At 69.6% G+C, this 17,687-nt stretch carries 14 protein-coding genes; 12 read left to right on the plus strand and 2 right to left on the minus strand.

The features are described 5' to 3' along the window. The first annotated feature begins 201 nt into the window (after window positions 1–201). The 6 genes from AB0N80_RS13110 (at window position 202) to AB0N80_RS13135 (ending at window position 8,155) form a co-directional block, all read left to right on the plus strand. A complete protein-coding gene (locus AB0N80_RS13110; RefSeq protein WP_363578948.1) occupies window positions 202–1,422 on the plus strand; it encodes an MFS transporter in 1,221 nt (406 codons plus the stop codon). A 103-nt stretch (window positions 1,423–1,525) separates the two neighbouring features. Further along, the gene (gene treS, locus AB0N80_RS13115; protein WP_315995886.1) at window positions 1,526–3,823 is read left to right on the plus strand and encodes a maltose alpha-D-glucosyltransferase; all 2,298 of its coding nucleotides are present in this window, start codon (window positions 1,526–1,528) and stop codon (window positions 3,821–3,823) included. Window positions 3,824–3,914: 91 nt separating this feature from the next. Continuing rightward, a complete protein-coding gene (locus AB0N80_RS13120) occupies window positions 3,915–4,466 on the plus strand; it encodes a GIY-YIG nuclease family protein (RefSeq protein WP_315995885.1) in 552 nt (183 codons plus the stop codon). Between the two features lie 216 nt (window positions 4,467–4,682). Beyond that, complete coding sequence (locus tag AB0N80_RS13125) at window positions 4,683–5,294, plus strand: hypothetical protein (RefSeq protein WP_363578949.1); 612 nt, start codon at window positions 4,683–4,685, stop codon at window positions 5,292–5,294. 87 nt (window positions 5,295–5,381) lie between these two features. Further along, window positions 5,382–7,001: a HAMP domain-containing sensor histidine kinase gene (locus tag AB0N80_RS13130; protein WP_363578950.1), complete on the plus strand. Its 1,620-nt coding sequence runs from the start codon at window positions 5,382–5,384 to the stop codon at window positions 6,999–7,001. A gap of 38 nt (window positions 7,002–7,039) precedes the next feature. Continuing rightward, window positions 7,040–8,155 carry a hypothetical protein gene (locus AB0N80_RS13135; protein ID WP_363578951.1) on the plus strand — a complete coding sequence of 372 codons (1,116 nt, stop codon included), beginning with the start codon at window positions 7,040–7,042 and terminating at the stop codon, window positions 8,153–8,155. 9 nt (window positions 8,156–8,164) lie between these two features. On the opposite strand, the gene AB0N80_RS13140 is transcribed toward AB0N80_RS13135, so the two are convergent. Continuing rightward, entirely contained in the window at window positions 8,165–8,539 is a 375-nt protein-coding gene (locus tag AB0N80_RS13140; RefSeq protein ID WP_315995881.1) for a response regulator, read from the minus strand. A 115-nt stretch (window positions 8,540–8,654) separates the two neighbouring features. Here AB0N80_RS13140 and coaE point away from each other — a divergent pair, with 115 nt between their 5' ends. The 3 genes from coaE (at window position 8,655) to AB0N80_RS13155 (ending at window position 11,902) form a co-directional block, all read left to right on the plus strand. Further along, window positions 8,655–9,257: a dephospho-CoA kinase gene (coaE, locus tag AB0N80_RS13145; protein ID WP_315995880.1), complete on the plus strand. Its 603-nt coding sequence runs from the start codon at window positions 8,655–8,657 to the stop codon at window positions 9,255–9,257. Between the two features lie 136 nt (window positions 9,258–9,393). Next, window positions 9,394–11,463, plus strand: a complete 2,070-nt coding sequence (uvrB, locus tag AB0N80_RS13150; protein WP_315995879.1) for an excinuclease ABC subunit UvrB — start codon at window positions 9,394–9,396, stop codon at window positions 11,461–11,463. Between the two features lie 16 nt (window positions 11,464–11,479). After that, a complete protein-coding gene (locus AB0N80_RS13155) occupies window positions 11,480–11,902 on the plus strand; it encodes a VOC family protein (protein WP_363391255.1) in 423 nt (140 codons plus the stop codon). Window positions 11,903–11,929: 27 nt separating this feature from the next. Here AB0N80_RS13155 and AB0N80_RS13160 read toward each other — a convergent pair whose 3' ends face one another. Further along, window positions 11,930–12,166 (minus strand): hypothetical protein, encoded by a 237-nt coding sequence (locus AB0N80_RS13160; RefSeq protein ID WP_315995877.1) that lies wholly within the window; start codon window positions 12,164–12,166, stop codon window positions 11,930–11,932. A gap of 36 nt (window positions 12,167–12,202) precedes the next feature. Between AB0N80_RS13160 and AB0N80_RS13165 the strand changes: the two genes are divergently transcribed. The 3 genes from AB0N80_RS13165 (at window position 12,203) to uvrC (ending at window position 17,661) form a co-directional block, all read left to right on the plus strand. Continuing rightward, window positions 12,203–12,631 carry a MarR family transcriptional regulator gene (locus tag AB0N80_RS13165; RefSeq protein ID WP_363578952.1) on the plus strand — a complete coding sequence of 143 codons (429 nt, stop codon included), beginning with the start codon at window positions 12,203–12,205 and terminating at the stop codon, window positions 12,629–12,631. 104 nt (window positions 12,632–12,735) lie between these two features. Continuing rightward, the gene (gene uvrA / locus AB0N80_RS13170; RefSeq protein WP_363578953.1) at window positions 12,736–15,702 is read left to right on the plus strand and encodes an excinuclease ABC subunit UvrA; all 2,967 of its coding nucleotides are present in this window, start codon (window positions 12,736–12,738) and stop codon (window positions 15,700–15,702) included. 3 nt (window positions 15,703–15,705) lie between these two features. Beyond that, on the plus strand, window positions 15,706–17,661 hold the full coding sequence (gene uvrC, locus AB0N80_RS13175; protein WP_363391262.1) for an excinuclease ABC subunit UvrC: 1,956 nt from the start codon (window positions 15,706–15,708) through the stop codon (window positions 17,659–17,661). Window positions 17,662–17,687: the final 26 nt, after the last annotated feature.

The following is a 17,687-nucleotide window of genomic DNA, read 5'->3' on the forward strand; positions in this document are numbered from 1 at the left end:
GGGGGACCCTGTGGGAGAGTAGGACACCGCCGGACTTCCTTTAACGAAATGGCCACCCAACGCTGGGTGGCCATTTCGCATTTACGGGCACATTCCCCGCCCGTACGGTGACAGCGCCGGTACGCACCCCCCTTCCTTTCGGTATCGAAAGGGGGACGCGTACCGGCGCTTCGCCGTACCCGGACGGCTAAGGTCGACGGAGTGAGCGAATTCGCGGGGCACCTTCCCGGCAGCCGCGACTATCGGCGGCTTCTCATCGGGCTCTTCTTCGGCGGAGTGGCCACCTTCGCGCAGCTGTATTCGACGCAGGCGCTTCTGCCGGCGATCTCGGCGGACGTGGGGACGCCTCCCGCCGGTGCCGCGCTGACCGTGTCGGCATCCACGATGGGTCTGGCTGCGGCGGTGATCCCGTGGTCGATCGTCGCTGATCGCATCGGACGCGTGCCTGCCATGGCCATCGGGCTCATCGCTGCGACGGTGCTCGGGGCGCTCACTCCCGTGGCGCACGACATCGTCGTCCTTCTCGTGCTGCGCCTGCTCGAGGGGGCCGCCCTCGGCGCCGTCCCGGCCGTCGCCCTGGCTTACCTGAGCGAGGAGGTCGACGCCCGCCACGTCGCCGCAGCGGCGGGCTCCTACATCGCGGGGACCACCGTCGGCGGCCTGAGCGGGCGCGTGCTGTCGGGCTGGGTGGGAGAGGCGGCCGGCTGGCGATGGGGGGTGGCATCCGTCGTTCTTCTCTGCGTGATCGCGGCGGTGGTGTTCCTCACGCTGGTTCCGGCAGCCCGGGGCTTCGTCCCGGGCCGTCATCGCGCGGTGCGGGGGCCGTCGATCCGTCGCCGCCTGGCGGTGAATCTGCGTTCATCGATGCAGCTGGCCCTGTATGCGCAGGGCTTCCTGCTGATGGGGGCTTTCGTCGCGGTCTACAACTACCTCGGCTTCCACCTGAGCGCGCCACCGTTCTTGCTCGCCCCGGCGGTCATCACCCTGCTGTTCCTCGCTTACCTGGCGGGGACTGTCTCGTCTCCTCAGGCGGGAGCGCTGGCGGTGAGACACGGTCGCCTCCCCGTTCTCATCGCGGGGACCGCGGTGATGGCAGCCGGGGCCGCACTGATGCTCGTGCCCGCGGTCGTCGCCGTGCTGGCGGGCCTGATCGCCTTCACCGCCGGATTCTTCGCGGCGCACGCGGTGGCATCCGGATGGACGCCGGTCGCGGCGGTACCGGAGGCGCGGGCGCAGGCCTCGTCGTTGTACTACCTCGGCTACTACGCCGGCTCGAGCCTGTTCGGCTGGGCGCTGGGCATCGTGTTCGGCGCCGCGGGGTGGGGTTGGTTCCTGGGGGCGGTGCTGACGATGTGCGCGACGGCCCTCATCCTGGCTGTGCTGGTGCTGCGCGGCGGGGGCCGGCCGGTCGCATCCGCCTGAGCATTCGTGCCGATTCATCGACACGCGGCATCCGGAGGTCAATGGCCACGTCCGACACGGAGGGAACCGACTAGCGTCGAAGGTGACGTGAGGGAGGTCGGGAGTGGACGACGCCGAAGAGCGCACCATGACGGATGACGAGCTGGTCGACGCGCAGCAGCACGCCGCCGCGGACGACATCGACGAGGCGGGCGAGACCGTCACCGAGATCAGTTACGACGAGCAGCGGTATCCCGCACGCCCGCGACGACTGCGTCCGCGGGATCAGTTCCGGGGCGGGACGCTGCGACGCTTCCTCACCGACCCGCGCAACGCCAACGGCGGCAATCCGTCGTACGTGGAGTGGCTGGTTCGTCAGTCGATGCTCAAGGACGCCGACGTGCTGAGTCGGCAGTTGTCGGGCCAGCCGTCGATGTGGCGGAACCCCTACGCGCGTCCGGACGCCCGACGGGCGATCGAGTCGACCGACGTCTGGTTCACCGCGTACCCCATCTCGCTGATCACTCGGCCGGGGGAGTCGTTCCTCGACGCGCTCGGTGACGAGGCGCTGTGGGAGGCGTTCGAGTGGGTCGGGATCAACGGCATCCACACGGGTCCCGTGAAGCGGGCGGGCGGCATCACGGGCTGGCAGGAGACGCCCAGCGTCGACGGGCACTTCGACCGCATCAGCACGCAGATCGATCCCGAGTTCGGTGACGAGAACGCGTTCCGCCGCGTCGCGGACGTGGCCGAGTCGCACGGCGGCAGCGTGATCGACGACATCGTGCCCGGGCACACGGGCAAGGGGGCGGACTTCCGCCTCGCCGAGATGGCGTACAAGGACTACCCCGGGATCTACCACATGGTCGAGATCCCGCGCGAGGACTGGGCCCTGCTGCCGGAGGTCCCGGCCGGGCGCGACTCCGTCAACCTCGACGCGGAGACCGAGCGCGAGCTGAGCGCCCGGGGCTACATCATCGGCGAGCTGCAGCGCGTGATCTTCTACACGCCCGGCGTGAAGGAGACCAACTGGAGCGCCACGGCGCCCGTGGTGGGAACCGACGGGCTCGAGCGCCGCTGGGTGTATCTGCACTACTTCAAGGAGGGCCAGCCCTCGATCAACTGGCTCGACCCCACGTTCGCGGGGATGCGTTTGGTGATCGGCGACGCCCTGCACTCGCTCGGTGACCTGGGAACGAGCGCGCTGCGACTGGATGCCAACGGCTTCCTCGGCGTCGAGAAGAGCGCGGAGGGTCTCCCGGCGTGGTCGGAGGGCCACCCCCTGTCGCACGCGGCGAACCACATCATCGCCGGGATGGTGCGCAAGGTCGGCGGGTTCACGTTCCAAGAGCTCAACCTCACGATGGAGGACATCCGCGATACGGGTGCCGTCGGAGCCGATCTGTCGTACGACTTCGTCACCCGGCCCGGGTACCACCACGCGCTCGCGACGGCGAACACGGAATTCCTCCGCCTCGCTCTGAACACCGCCCTCGAGACCGGTGTCGAACCCGTGCAGCTCGTGCACGGGATGCAGAACCACGACGAGCTCACCTACGAGCTCGTGCACTGGGCGACGACGCACCGCGACACCGTCTACCCGTTCCGCCACGAGGAGCACACCGGTGGCGAGATCGCCGAGATGGTGCGGGCCGACCTGACGCAGAAGCTGACGGTCGACGCGGACTACAACCTCGTCTTCACGCAGAACGGCATCGCCTGCACCACGGCATCGCTGATCGCCGCGACGCAGGGGAAAGCGACGCTCGACGACATCACGGATGCGGACATCCCCGCGATCCGCGACGCGCACCTGCTGCTGGCCAAGTACAACTCGTGGCAGCCGGGGGTGTTCGCGCTCTCGGGATGGGACCTCACGGGTTCGCTCACGCTGCCCGCTGACGACGTGCGCCATCTCATCGCGTCGGGCGACACCCGGTGGATCGAGCGAGGCGGCCACGACCTGCTCGACGTCGCTCCGGAGGCCGTCTCCTCGGTCTCGGGGATGCCGCGGGCCCGCTCGCTGTACGGATCGCTGGGCGATCAGCAGGCGAACCCGGAGTCGTTCCTCTCCGGGCTGCGCGACGTGCTCCGCATCCGCGGGGACCACGGCATCGCCATCGCCACGCAGGTCGACATCCCGCAGGTGGGGCACCCCAGCATGCTCGTGATGGTGCATCGCCTGGACGGCGGGGATCGCCGCGCCGAGGACGCCCCGCTGCAGATCACGGTGCTCAACTTCTCGGGCGAGACCATCGAGGGCACCGTGCGTTCGGAGTTCCTCGTGCCGCAGAGCACGGCCGTCGACGCCGCCACCGGAGACGTCGTCGGTCGCGTGGACGAGCTGCAGAGCTTCTCGCTCGAGCTCGGCCCGTACGCGGGGCTCTTCCTGGTGCTGGAGGCGCCCGAGACCGACGACTGAGTCGCGGCGGGGAGCGGTGGCCCGACGGGCCGCTCTCCCCGCCCCGTTCGGCGGGCGCGACGATGTCGGGGGCTCGGCGTAGCGTGTTCGCGTGCCCACCTCCGCCTGCCTCGTGCCCGGCTGTCGACGAGACGTCGATGCCGACGCGCCCGTGCGCGTCTGCACCTGGCACCTCGCCGTCGGGGCGGACTGGGCAGCGGCGACCGACGGCGTCACCGACCTGTTGCCCACGCCGTGCCGGCTCTGCGGGTCGCGGCTGGGCGTGCGCTGGCCGAGCGGGTGGTTGTGCGCCGTGTGCGAATGGCGTCACGGTGAACCCGTCGACGGGGAGCTCCCCCCGCCCCGGGTCGATATCGTCTACTACCTGAGATTCGAGGACCGCATCAAGATCGGAACGAGCGCGCAGCCGCGACAGCGTCTCGCCGCCGTGTGGCACGACGAGCTGCTCGCATTCGAGCCGGGGGACCGCCTCGTCGAGAGACGTCGTCACGCCCAGTTCGCCGACGCGAGGTTCGGCCGCACGGAGTGGTTCCGGCGCAGCGCGGCGCTGGACGCGCATGTCTCCGGGTTGTCCGCCGGGGTCGACGACCCGTGGGCGCTGTACGCGCGGTGGACGAGCGAGGCGATCGCGCGTCGCGGCTGACACCGTCGCGGCTGACATCGGTGCGGATGACGGCGTCGGGGGAGTACGACGCGGTGAGCGCGGTGACAACCCCTCCCTCCTCCTCCGATCCGCGTCGTAGCGTGAAGCGACGACGAGGAAGGCCGAGACATGGGACTTTTCGACCGGTTGTTCGGATCAGGGGACGACGCGTCAGACCGCACCCCGCCCCCCGCACCCCGTGGCGGGGCGAGCGGGATGCGCGATGCGGGGGGACGATACGCGCCGCCGCCCGCCCAGGCCGACTCGACGGCATCCGGTTCCCCGGACGACCAGCGGGCGATCGAGCGCTACCGCTATCTGCTGCGTACGGCGCCGCCCGAGACGGTGGAGCAGGTGCACGCCGAGGCCTTCGAACGCCTCACGCCGGCGCAGCGCCGCCAGGTGCTCGACGAGATGTCGTCGGGGTTGGCGGCGTCGGAGCGGCCGGCGAGCGATGACCCTCGGGCCCTCGCCCGCGCGGCCACGCGTGCGGAGTACTCGCAGCCGGGCTTCATGGAGCGGACGTTCGGCGGTCGCTCCTTCAGCGGCGGCGGGGCGGGGCCCGGGTTCGGGTCGATGCTCGGCGCGTCGATGCTCGGCACGATCGGCGGGTACGTGGTGGGCTCCGCCCTCGTGGGCGCGATGTTCGACCCCGGATACGACGTCGGCTACGCGGACGGCGTCGCCGCGGACGCGGGAACCGATGGTTCCGGAGGCGATGCTGCGGCGGATATGGGCGGCGGCGATGCCGGCGGCTTCGGTGGGGGAGATCTCGGCGGAGGCGATTTCGGGGGAGGTGACTTCGGCGGCGGAGACTTCGGGTTCTGATCCGTGAGACCCGCGCCGGCGGCGAACGTCGGCGTGCCGCGGTCCGAGCGCGCGTCCGAGGCTCGGTGAGACGATATCGTCGAGGCCATGGCGCCCCGCATCTCCCGTGTGCGCCTCGGTCTGCGGCGCAGCATCGTGGCGAACCAGATGCTCCTTTCGGCGGCCGCGCTCATCGGCATCCTGGTGTCGATCGCGGTCGGGCACGTGGTCGACCCCACCCTGTTCCTCGCGGGTGCGTCCCTGCTCTTCGCCGGGGCGATCGCCGCGGTCCTGCTGCCCTGGGACCGCGTGTCCCAGCTGTGGGCCGCCCTGCTGCCGATCGTCGACGTCGTGGCCGTCGCCCTGATGCGCGAGAGCGCGCCGCTCGCGGGTCTCGGACTGCTCTGGGCCTTCCCGGCGCTCTGGATCGGCACGGTGTTCGGGGTGTGGGGCATCGTCGCGATCTCGGTCTCGGTGACGATCGTGATGGTCCACCAAGCCGTCGTCATCGACCTGCAGCGCTTCACCGCCTCCACGCTGCTGCTGCCGTTCGTCGTCGCCGCGCTGTCGACCATCGCCCACTTCACCGCGCGTCGCTCGCAGGCGCAGCGCGAGCTCCTCGAGAAGCAGTCCGCGGAGCTGCGCCGCGCCGTGGAGCGCGCGCGTCGGCAGGAGGATCTCGTCACGGAGGTTCTGGATGCCGTCGATTTCGGCGTCACCCGCGTCACGGCGGCCGGAGAGTTCGCCGTCACGAACGCCGCTCACGCGCGACTGCTGAACACCACCGACGTGCTGGGGCGGGAGGTCGAGGTCTTCGCCGCGGACGGCTCGACGCTGATCGCCGCGGATGCCACGCCTCTCGCCCGTGCGCGAGCCGGCGAGGTGTTCGAGGGCGAGATGGTCTGGTACGGCGGGCCGGGGGAGGACCGACGCGCGCTGAGCGTGACCGCGCGCCGCCTGCCGGCGGCCGAGACCGGCGAGATCAGCGCGGTCATCGTCTCGCGCGACGTCACGGTCGAGGAGCAGGCGCGTCGCGCGCGGGAGGACCTCGTGGCGAGCGTGTCGCACGAGCTGCGTACGCCGCTCACCTCGATCATCGGCTACCTCGAACTCGCGCTCGACGACCCCTCCATCGCCCCCGGCACCCGCGACCGGCTGACCGTGGCCGAACGCAACGCGTCGCGTCTGCTGGAGTTGGTCGCCGACATCCTGGCTCTGTCGGCCACCTCGCGCGAAGGAGTGGGGGTGGAGCTCGAACTCCGATCCGCCGATGTCGCGGCGGTGGTGCGGGCGGCGATCGAGTCGATCGCCCCACGCGCCGTGGACCACGGCGTGCACATCGACGCCTCGGGCGTCGTCGAGGCGCGAGCGGTGATCGACGCGCGCCGCGTGCGTCAGATCGTCGACAACCTCCTGTCGAACGCGATCAAGTACATCCCCCGCGACGCGGCGGTGAGCGTGGCCGTGCAGCAGGACCTGCACTCGGTCTCGATCGTCGTGGCCGACGATGGCCCCGGGATCTCCGTCACCGAGCAGGGCCGCCTGTTCGAGCGTTTCTTCCGCGGAGACGCCGTGCGCAATTCTTCGGCGCACGGCAGCGGCCTCGGTCTGGCGATCAGTCGCGACCTCGCCCGGGCCCACGGCGGCGAGATCACCGTGCGGACCGCCCCCGGCGAGGGCGCCGTCTTCACCGTGCGGCTGCCTCGAAACCCCCGGGAGGGCGAGTGATCTTCGACGTTCTAACGCTGCAAGCCTCAGCAGCCCTCGTGATCGTCGTCTCCGCGGTCATGTACCTGCTCGACACGATCATGCTCAAAGACGGCCTCCCGGGGCGGCTGTGGGCGAGTGCCTACCTGTCCGGCACCTTCTCCGCCGTCTGCTACCTCGCGTGGCTGCTGCTGCCCGATGTGTTCGTGGCGGTCGCCGTGGGCAACGGGGCGTTCGTCGGTGCGACGGCGTTCATCTGGCTGGGGTGCGTGGCCTTCAACGGCCGCCCCCTTCGCGTGCCCTCGATCGTCGTCGGCGCGGTCATCCTTCTCGTGGTGGTGTCCGCCCTGGCAGCCGGTCCGGCCGGTGGCGACTGGGCAGGTGCCATCCCGTTCTTCCTGGGCAACGCGCTGTTCGCCGTTCTCGGAGCCGTCGAGACGCGCCGCGGCGCCATCGGGAGGCGGTGGAGCGCCGTGGGGCTCACCATCATCCTCGCGATCGAGGCGGTGTGGTTCGTCAGCCGCACGGCGGTGTTCATCGTCAGCGGCCCCGAGAGCGACCTCTTCCGGACGGTGTTCGACACCCGCGTCTCCGCTCTGCTGACCATCACCCTCGTGATCGCCGCGGTGACGGTGACCTCCGTCCTCCGGGCGAACGAGTCGACCCTGCGCGGCTCGCCCGACGTCCGCCGACTCTCGGTGGATGCCAACGGCGTGCTGTTCCGCGAGTCGTTCGAGGCGACGCTCGCCATCGTCTGCGCGCGGGCGGAACTCGCCGGTGAGGGCGTGTGCGTGATCGGCATCCGGATCGACGACCTGAAGCGCGTCTCGGTCGCCTTCGGCCCGGAGGATGCCGAGCAACTCGCCCGCGAGCTGCGCGGAGCGGTGCGTCGGTACTCGCCCACGATGGCGCTGGTGGGGGAGGCCGATGCAACAGGCCTCGCGGTCGCCTTCACGACCGGTCCGACCACCGACATCGGGCGCGTCGCACGCGCACTGCACGACAGCGTCGTGAGCGATCTCTCGCGCCTCGGTACCGCGGTGGTGCCCGTGGTGGGGGTCGGCGTCGCTGTCACGGCGGACCACGGTCACGATTCTCGCGCGCTCACGCTGCGGGCCGACGAAGCGGCCGCGCGGGCCGCCGTCACGGGCGAGCAGTCCTTCCGGATCGGCTGAGAGCGGCCGTCAGGCCCCGGCGGCCGCGGCCAGGTCTTCCACCCGCTGGCGCAGCTCGCGGGGTCGGAACGGTTTCGTCAGGTAGTCGTCCGCTCCGGCCTCGCGCCCCGTGCGCTGCTCCGCCTCGTCGGCGCGGGCGCTCACCATGAGGATGCGCGTGTCGCTGAAAGCCCTGATGCGCCGTGCGGTCTCGAAACCGTCGATTCCCGGCATGCTCACGTCGAGCGTCGTGACCACAGGCGCGTGGAGTCGGACCAGTTCGATGCCGTCGAGTCCGGTGCTCGCGGCGTGCACCGTGAAACCCGCGCTCTCGAGCACGGTCGACACGAGCGTGCGGATGTCGAGGTCGTCCTCGATCACCACCGTGGTGCGGGCATCGGGCATGGCGGAGCTTTCGTCGGGCGGGTCCGGGAGCGATCCCACCTGGGGGAATCGTAGACGACGCAGCGCCGTGACGCTCGGGGGTGCCCGGGACGTCGTGTTGTGGCATCCTCTTCGGGTGCCTCTTCTCGCGCTGACGGGTGGGATCGCCTCCGGGAAGTCCACCATCGCCGCCCTCCTGGCCGGGCGCGGCGCCGTGGTCGTCGACGCCGACGCCATCGTGCGCGAGGTGCAGGCGCCCGGATCGCCGGTTCTGTCGGCGATCGCCCGCGAGTTCGGAGACGACGTGCTCACGGCCGAGGGAGCACTCGATCGGCCCGCTCTCGGAGCGCGGGTGTTCGGTCACCCCGACCGATTGGCCGTTCTCAACGCCCTCGTGCACCCCGCAGTCAGGGAGGAGTCGCAGCGGCGCTTCGACGAAGCCTTCGCCCGCGACCCCGCGGCCGTCGTGGTCTACGACGTCCCGTTGCTCGCCGAGGCGCGCGCCGGGGACGCGTGGGATCTCGTGATCGTCGCTCATGCGCCGGCCGAGACGCGCGTGCGGCGGCTCATCGAGGGTCGAGGACTCTCCGAGGCGGACGCCCGTGCGCGCGTGGGCTCGCAGGCGTCCGACGAGGACCGCCTGGCGCTGGCCGACGTGGTGATCGACACCTCGACGACGATGGATGCCACGCGGAGCCAGGTCGACGACCTCTGGGCGCGGATCTCCCCGGCGGACTGACCGCGGTCACGGGGCACGTCGTCGCCGCGGTCGCATCCCGCCGTCGACGGGCCGACGAGCGGCCGAGAGCATTCGCGCTCGCCCACGGCGAACGCAACCCGACCCCGATGTCGGAGGCCCCGCCTACGCTGGAATCATGCAGCCCACTCGCTCCGTGCGTCCCTTCGAGGTCATCAGCGAATACTCCCCGTCCGGCGATCAGCCGCAGGCCATCGCCGATCTCGCGGGCCGCATCAACGCGGGCGAGACAGACGTGGTGCTGCTCGGCGCCACCGGAACCGGCAAGTCGGCGACCACCGCCTGGCTCGTCGAGCAGGTGCAGCGTCCGACCTTGGTGCTCGCGCACAACAAGACCCTCGCGGCGCAGCTTGCGAACGAGTTCCGCGCGCTCATGCCGAACAACGCCGTCGAATACTTCGTGTCGTACTACGACTACTACCAGCCCGAGGCCTACGTGCCGCAGACCGATACGTTCATCGAGAAAGACAGCTCGATCAACGCCGAGGTCGAACGGCTGCGTCACTCGACGACGAACTCGCTGCTGTCTCGCCGCGACGTCGTGGTGGTCTCGACGGTCTCGTGCATCTACGGCCTCGGTGCGCCCGAGGAGTACCTGCGCGCCATGGTCGCCCTGCAGGTGGGGGAGCGGTACGACCGAGACGCGCTCATCCGCAAATTCATCTCGATGCAGTACAACCGCAACGACGTCGACTTCTCGCGCGGCAACTTCCGCGTGCGGGGCGACACGATCGAGATCATCCCGGTCTACGAGGAGTACGCCATCCGCATCGAGATGTTCGGTGACGAGATCGAGGCGCTCTACACGCTCCATCCGCTCACGGGCGACGTCATCGAGAAGATGGACTCCGTGCCGATCTTCCCGGCGTCGCACTACGTCGCGGGGACCGAGACGGTGCAGCGCGCCATCGGCACCATCGAGCACGAGCTCGACGAGCGGCTCAAGGAGCTCGAGTCGCAGAACAAGCTGCTCGAGGCGCAGCGTCTCCGCATGCGCACGACCTTCGACCTGGAAATGCTGCAGCAGCTCGGCTTCTGCTCGGGTATCGAGAACTACTCGCGTCATATGGACGGCCGCATGGCCGGTGATCCGCCCCACACGCTGCTCGACTTCTTCCCCGACGACTTCCTGCTGGTGATCGACGAGTCGCACGTGACTGTCCCGCAGATCGGCGCGATGTACGAGGGAGACGCCTCGCGCAAGCGCACCCTGGTGGAGCACGGCTTCCGTCTGCCGAGCGCGATGGACAACCGTCCGTTGCGCTGGGACGAGTTCAAGGAGCGCGTGGGGCAGACCGTCTACCTCTCGGCCACACCGGGGCGCTACGAGATGGGGATCGCAGACGGAGTCGTCGAGCAGATCATCCGCCCGACCGGACTCGTCGACCCCGAGATCATCGTCAAACCGTCGAAGGGGCAGATCGACGACCTGCTCGAGGAGATCCGGGTGCGCGTCGAGCGTGACGAGCGCGTGCTGGTCACCACCCTCACCAAGAAGATGGCGGAGGAGCTCACCGACTTCCTGGGCGAGCACGGAGTGCGCGTGCGCTATCTGCACTCGGACGTCGACACCCTGCGCCGCGTCGAACTGCTCACGGAGCTGCGCGCCGGCGTCTACGACGTGCTCGTCGGCATCAACCTGTTGCGCGAGGGTCTCGACCTGCCCGAGGTCTCGCTGGTGGCGATCCTCGACGCCGACAAGGAGGGCTTCCTGCGCAGCGGCACCTCACTCATCCAGACGATCGGCCGTGCCGCGAGAAACGTCTCGGGCGAGGTGCACATGTACGCCGACAAGGTGACGGACTCGATGCGCAACGCCATCGACGAGACGGAGCGCCGTCGCGAGAAGCAGATCGCGTACAACACCGAGCACGGCATCGACCCGCAGCCGCTGCGGAAGAAGATCGCCGACATCACCGAGGTTCTCAACCGCGAAGCGACGGATACCAAGAAGCTGCTCGCCCGAAACGACAAGGCGGGCAAGGGCAAGTCGCCCACGCCCTCGCTGCGTCGCACGGGGATCGCGGCCGAGGGCGCGGACCAGCTCGAATCGACCATCGCCGACCTCACCCAGCAGATGCTCGCCGCCGCGGCGGAACTCAAGTTCGAGTTGGCCGGGCGTCTGCGCGACGAGGTGCAGGACATGAAGAAGGAGCTTCGCGCGATGGAGCGGGCCGGGCACGCCTGAGCCGGGGGAGCGAGCGATGGACCAGCGCGTCACCCTGATCACCCTCGGAGTGCAGGATCTCGCCCGTGCGATCACCTTCTACGGGGCGCTCGGTTGGCAGGCCCATCCGACGTCCGTCGATGGCGAGGTGGCTTTCTACGACACCGGCGGGCTCGTCGTCGCGCTGTGGGCTCGAGATGCCCTCGCCGCGGACTCCGGGGTCACCGACGGCGGCGGGTGGGGTGGCGTCACCCTCGCGCACAATGTCGGCACCCCGGCCGAGGTCGACGGCATCCTGGAGGCGGCTCGATCGGCCGGGGCCCGGCTCGCGCGCGGCGGAGCCCCCACCGTCTGGGGCGGCTACTCCGGGGTCTTCGTCGATCCGGACGGCCACCCCTGGGAAGTGGCGGTCAATCCCGGATGGCCGTTGGACGAACTGGGCCGTCCACAGCTGGGGTGACGAAGGCGAGCGAGGAACCCGCCGTGGTCAGGGGCAGTGCAGCAACGGCTTCGGTCCCGTCCGGTCCACCGAATGCTCGGCCATCGCGTGGCCGCACAGGGGGCAGGGGCGTCCGGTTCGCACGGGCTCGGGCGTGGTCTCGTAGGGGCCGACCGACGCCGGCCCCGCGACGCGGATGAGGCGGGTGTTGAGGTACTGGTACCAGCCGCCGGCCTCGCGTACGCGTGCGCGCAGGGACGGGCGGTCGGCATCCTTTCGTGTCATGATTATTAGTGTACTAACTGTTCGAAGGAGGAGGCCGTGGAAGATCCGCTCAAGCTGGAGAACCAGGTGTGCTTCGCCCTCGTCACGGCCGCACGGAACGTCGTGTCGATCTACCGGCCCGTGCTGGAGCCGCTCGGGCTGACGCACCCGCAGTATCTCGTGATGCTCGCCCTGTGGGAGGACGCGCCGCGGTCGCTCGGGACGCTGGCCGCGGAACTCGCCATGGAGCCGGCGACCCTTTCACCCTTGGTGAAACGCCTCGAAGCGCAGGGGCGGGTCGTGCGTCGGCGTCGTGTCGACGACGAGCGCGTCCTCGACATCGACCTCACCGACGAGGGGCGGGCGCTCCGCGCCGCGGCGCTCGAGGTGCCGGGCAAGATCATGGAGCGCGTCGGCGCCGACGAGCGCTCGCTCATCGCCCTGCGCGACGGTCTCGCGCCGTTCGCGTCTCCCGTGCGGGACTGAGCGACCTCGCCTTCCGAGCACGGCGACGGTGCGCGAGCCTCGCACATCCGTGCGCTCGGGGCGAACCCGGGGCCGATGTCGGAGGGTCGACCTAGACTTAACAGGTGCCGATCGTTCCTGTCTCTTCGCCCTCGCCGTCCGCGAATTCCGCCACCAGCGGCAAGCTCAGCGTCCGGGGTGCGCGCGTCCACAACCTCAAGGACGTCGACCTCGACATCCCCCGCGACTCGCTGGTCGTCTTCACGGGACTCTCGGGCTCAGGCAAGTCGAGCCTCGCCTTCGACACGATCTTCGCGGAGGGCCAGCGGCGGTACGTCGAGTCGCTGAGCGCCTACGCCCGTCAGTTCCTCGGGCAGGTCGATCGCCCCGACGTCGACTTCATCGAGGGCCTCAGCCCCGCGGTGTCGATCGACCAGAAGTCGACGAACCGCAACCCCCGCTCGACGGTCGGCACGATCACCGAGATCCACGACTACATGCGTCTGCTGTGGGCCCGTATCGGTGTGCCCCACTGCCCGGACTGCGGCGCGCGCATCCAGCGGCAGACCGTGCAGCAGATCGCCGACCAGCTCATGGAGCTGCCCGAGCGCACGCGGTACCAGATCGTCGCCCCCGTGGTGACCCAGAAGAAGGGCGAGTTCGTCGACCTCTTCAAGGAACTCAGCGCGAAGGGATACGCCCGCGCGGTCGTCGACGGCGACCTCGTGCAGCTGTCCGAGCCGCCGACCCTCAAGAAGAGCTACAAGCACGACATCGCCGTCGTGGTCGACCGTCTCGTGGCATCCGGAGACATCCTCAGCCGCGTCACCGACTCGGTCGAGACGGCGATGGGGCTGGCCGGCGGCATCATGCAGGTCAACTACGTCGACGAAGAGGGCGACGACGCCTGGCAGTCGTTCTCCGAGAAGCTCGCGTGCCCGAACGGGCACCCGCTGCAGTTGACCGAGATCGAGCCGCGGACGTTCTCGTTCAACGCCCCCTTCGGCGCCTGCCCCGTCTGCTCGGGCCTGGGCACCCGCATGTCGGTCGACGTCGACCTCATGCTCGGCGACGAAGAGCTCTCGATCCGCGACGGCGCCATCCTTCCCTGGACGACGCAGGGCAAGGGCCTGTTCCAGTACTACGAGCGGCTGCTCGAAGGTCTCGCGCGCGACCTGAAGTTCTCGCTCGACACCCCGTGGAAAGACCTGTCGAAGGACGTGCAGCAGGCGGTGCTGCGAGGCGAGAACTACAAGGTCACGGTCAAGTGGAAGAACCGCTACGGGCGTGAGATGCGGTACTCGTCCGGGTTCGAGGGCGTCGTGCCGTACATCGAGCGTCAGTACCTGCAGGCGGAGTCCGACACCCAGCGGCAGCGCTGGGCGGAGTACCTTCGCGAGGTGCCTTGCGCGGTGTGCGACGGCGACCGCCTCAAGCCCGAGGTGCTGGCGGTCCTCGTCGACGACACGTCCATCGCCGCAGCCTCGCGCATGAGCCTGGCCGACGCGCGCGAGTTCTTCTCCCAGCTCACCCTCACCGACCGCGAGGCGACCATCGCCGCGGCCGTGCTGCGCGAGATCCGCGCACGCCTCGACTTCCTGCTCCAGGTGGGTCTGAATTACCTGAGCCTCGGCCGCGCGGCCGGCACGCTGTCCGGCGGCGAGGCGCAGCGCATCCGCCTGGCCACCCAGATCGGCTCGGGCCTGACGGGCGTGCTGTACGTGCTCGACGAGCCGTCGATCGGTTTGCACCAGCGCGACAACCGCCGCCTCATCCAGACGCTCGAGACCCTGCGCGACCTCGGCAACACGCTCATCGTCGTCGAGCACGACGAGGAGACCATCCACGCGGCCGACTGGGTGGTCGACATCGGACCCCGCGCCGGCGTCGACGGCGGCAACGTCGTGCACTCCGGGCCCCTCGCCGAACTGCTGACCGATGAGCGCTCACTGACGGGGGCGTACCTGTCGGGCCGTCGCGCGATCGAGGCGCCCCAGACGCGTCGCAAGATCGACAAGAAGCGTCAGGTCACCGTCGTCGGGGCGCGGGAGAACAACCTCAAGAACGTCACCGTCGACTTCCCCCTCGGCGTGCTCACCTCGGTCACCGGCGTGAGCGGTTCGGGCAAGTCGACGCTGGTGAACGGCATCCTGTACGAAGTGCTCGCCTCGAAGCTGAACGGCGCGCGCCGCGTTCCGGGCAAGCACACGCGGGTCACCGGTCTCGACAACCTCGACAAGGTCGTGCACGTCGACCAGGCGCCGATCGGCCGCACCCCGCGCTCCAATCCCGCGACCTACACGGGTGTGTTCGACCGGATCCGCACCCTCTTCAGCGAGACCCCCGAGGCGAAGGTGCGCGGTTACCAGGCGGGGCGCTTCAGCTTCAACGTCAAGGGCGGTCGCTGCGAGGCGTGCTCCGGCGACGGAACGCTGAAGATCGAGATGAACTTCCTCCCCGACGTCTACGTCGACTGCGAGGTGTGCCACGGCAAGCGGTACAACCGCGACACGCTGTCGGTGCACTACAAGGGGAAGAACATTGCCGAGGTGCTCGAGATGCCGATCTCGGAGGCCGCGGAGTTCTTCGAACCCATCCAGGCCATCCACCGCTACCTCAAGACGCTGGTCGACGTGGGCCTCGGCTACGTGCGGCTCGGGCAGTCGGCCACGACGCTCTCGGGCGGCGAGGCGCAGCGCGTCAAGCTCGCCACCGAGCTCCAGCGTCGCAGCAACGGCCGCTCGATCTACGTGCTCGACGAGCCCACCACGGGTCTGCACTTCGAAGACGTCTCGCTGCTGCTGAAGGTGCTGAACGGCCTGGTCGACAAGGGGAACACCGTCATCGTCATCGAGCACAACCTCGACGTCATCAAGAGCAGCGACTGGGTCATCGACCTCGGGCCCGAGGGCGGCGCCGGCGGCGGCACGGTCGTCGCGACCGGAACGCCCGAGCAGGTCGCGAAGGTCGAGGAGAGCCACACCGGCGCTTTCCTGGCCGAACTGCTCGAGACCGGACGCACGGGCGCGCAGCGCAACACCGCATCGGATGCGGACAGCGCCGAGCGGGAGCTCGTGAGCGCGGCGGGCTGAGTCATGGCCCCTGCACCTGCATCCCGGGAGCGGATGTCGCAGCTGCCCTATCGCCCGAAGGCGGGGGAGATCCCGACCAATCCCGGGGTCTACCGGTTCCGGGACGCCGACGGGCGCGTGCTGTACGTCGGTAAGGCGAAGAACCTCCGCGCGCGACTGTCGAACTACTTCGCGCCGCTGTACTCGCTGCACGAGCGCACCCGCCGCATGGTCACCACGGCGGCCAGTGTGGAGTGGACGGTCGTGCCCAGCGACGTCGATTCGCTGCAGCTCGAGTACATGTGGATCAAGGAGTTCGATCCGCCCTTCAACGTGCGCTACCGCGACGACAAGTCCTACCCGTTCATGGCCATCACCCTCGCGGATGAGGCGCCGCGCGTCATCGTCACCCGCAATCACAAGATCCGCGGGGCCAAATACTTCGGGCCGTACCCGAAGGTGTGGGCGGTGCACGACACGATCGACCTGATGATCAAGGTCTTCCCGATCCGCACGTGCAGCGACTCGTCGTACAAGAAGGCGATGGCCTCGGGTCGCCCCTGCTTCCCGGGGCAGATCGGCCGCTGCGGCGGACCGTGCTCGATGAAGGTGACCGTCGAGGAGCATCGCGCCGTCGTGAACGACTTCATCTCCTTCATGTCGGGCGGCGATCAGCGCTTCACGCGCGAGCTGACGGCGCGCATGAAAGAGGCGTCGGCGGCGATGGATTACGAGTCGGCCGCCCACTACCGCGACCGTCTGCAGGCGATCGACGCGGTGCTGGGCAAGAGCGCGCTCGTTCTGGCTCCCGACACGGATGCCGACCTCTTCGGCATCGCGGAGGACGAACTCGCCGCGACCGTGCAGCATTTCGTCGTGCGCGGAGGCCGCGTGCGCGGTGTGCGCGCGACGACGATCGAGAAGGAGATCGACATCTCCGGAGCGGAGCTCGTCGACCAGGTGCTGCAGCGCACCTACGGCGACGCGGATGCGTCGGACATCCCCCGCCAGGTGCTCGTGCCCGAGCTGCCCGATGACGCCGAGCAGCTGGAGGACTGGCTGCGCGAGCGACGGGGCCGGCCGGTGACGCTGCAGATCGCGCAGCGCGGGCGCAAGGCCGATCTGCTCAAGACCGCGACCCTCAACGCCCAGCAGGCGCTCATGCTGCACAAGACCCGCCGCACGAGCGATTACGTCGCCCGGTCGCAGGCCCTCACCGATCTGCAGGAAGCGCTCGGGATGAGCGAGGCGCCGCTGCGCATCGAGTGCTTCGACGTCTCGCACCTCGCGGGCACCAACGTCGTGGCATCCATGGTCGTGTTCGAGGACGGGCTCCCGCGAAAAGACCAGTACCGTTCCTTCGGCGTCGCCGAGACCACCGACGACACCGACTCGATGTACCAGGTGCTCACGCGTCGTCTGGCCTACCTCGACCGTCCCGACGAGATCGAACCCGAGACGGTGAACGGCGCGATCGTCGCCGCCCCCGAGTCGGAGGAGGCCACGAGCGACGGCGACGTGGTCACCGCCCGCAAGCGTCCGCGCTTCGCGTACCGCCCGCAGCTGCTCGTGGTCGACGGCGGACAGCCGCAGGTGGCCGCCGCGGCGCGGGCGCTGGCCGACGCGGGTCACGAGGAGATCGCCCTCTGCGGCATCGCCAAGCGCCTCGAGGAGGTGTGGCTGCCGGGTGAGGAGTACCCCGTCATCCTGCCCCGCACCTCGGAGGCGCTCTACCTGCTGCAGCGACTGCGCGACGAGGCCCACCGTTTCGCCATCGTGCACCAGCGCAAACGTCGGAAGCGTGACATCACCAGCGTGCTGTCGGAGGTGCCGGGTCTCGGTGATGCCCGCATCAAGGCTCTGCTGCGCCACTTCGGCTCGGTGTCGGCGCTCAAGAACGCCAGCCCGGACGAGATGACGGTGCTGCCCGGTATCGGGCCGACCCTGGCAGAGGCGATCCACACGCATCTGGCTCGATAGGCTGAGGACGAGGACGGGAGGCGATC

The sequence above is a fragment of the Microbacterium sp. NPDC089188 genome (genome assembly GCF_040685155.1).
In the GTDB taxonomy this organism is placed as follows: domain Bacteria; phylum Actinomycetota; class Actinomycetes; order Actinomycetales; family Microbacteriaceae; genus Microbacterium; species Microbacterium galbum.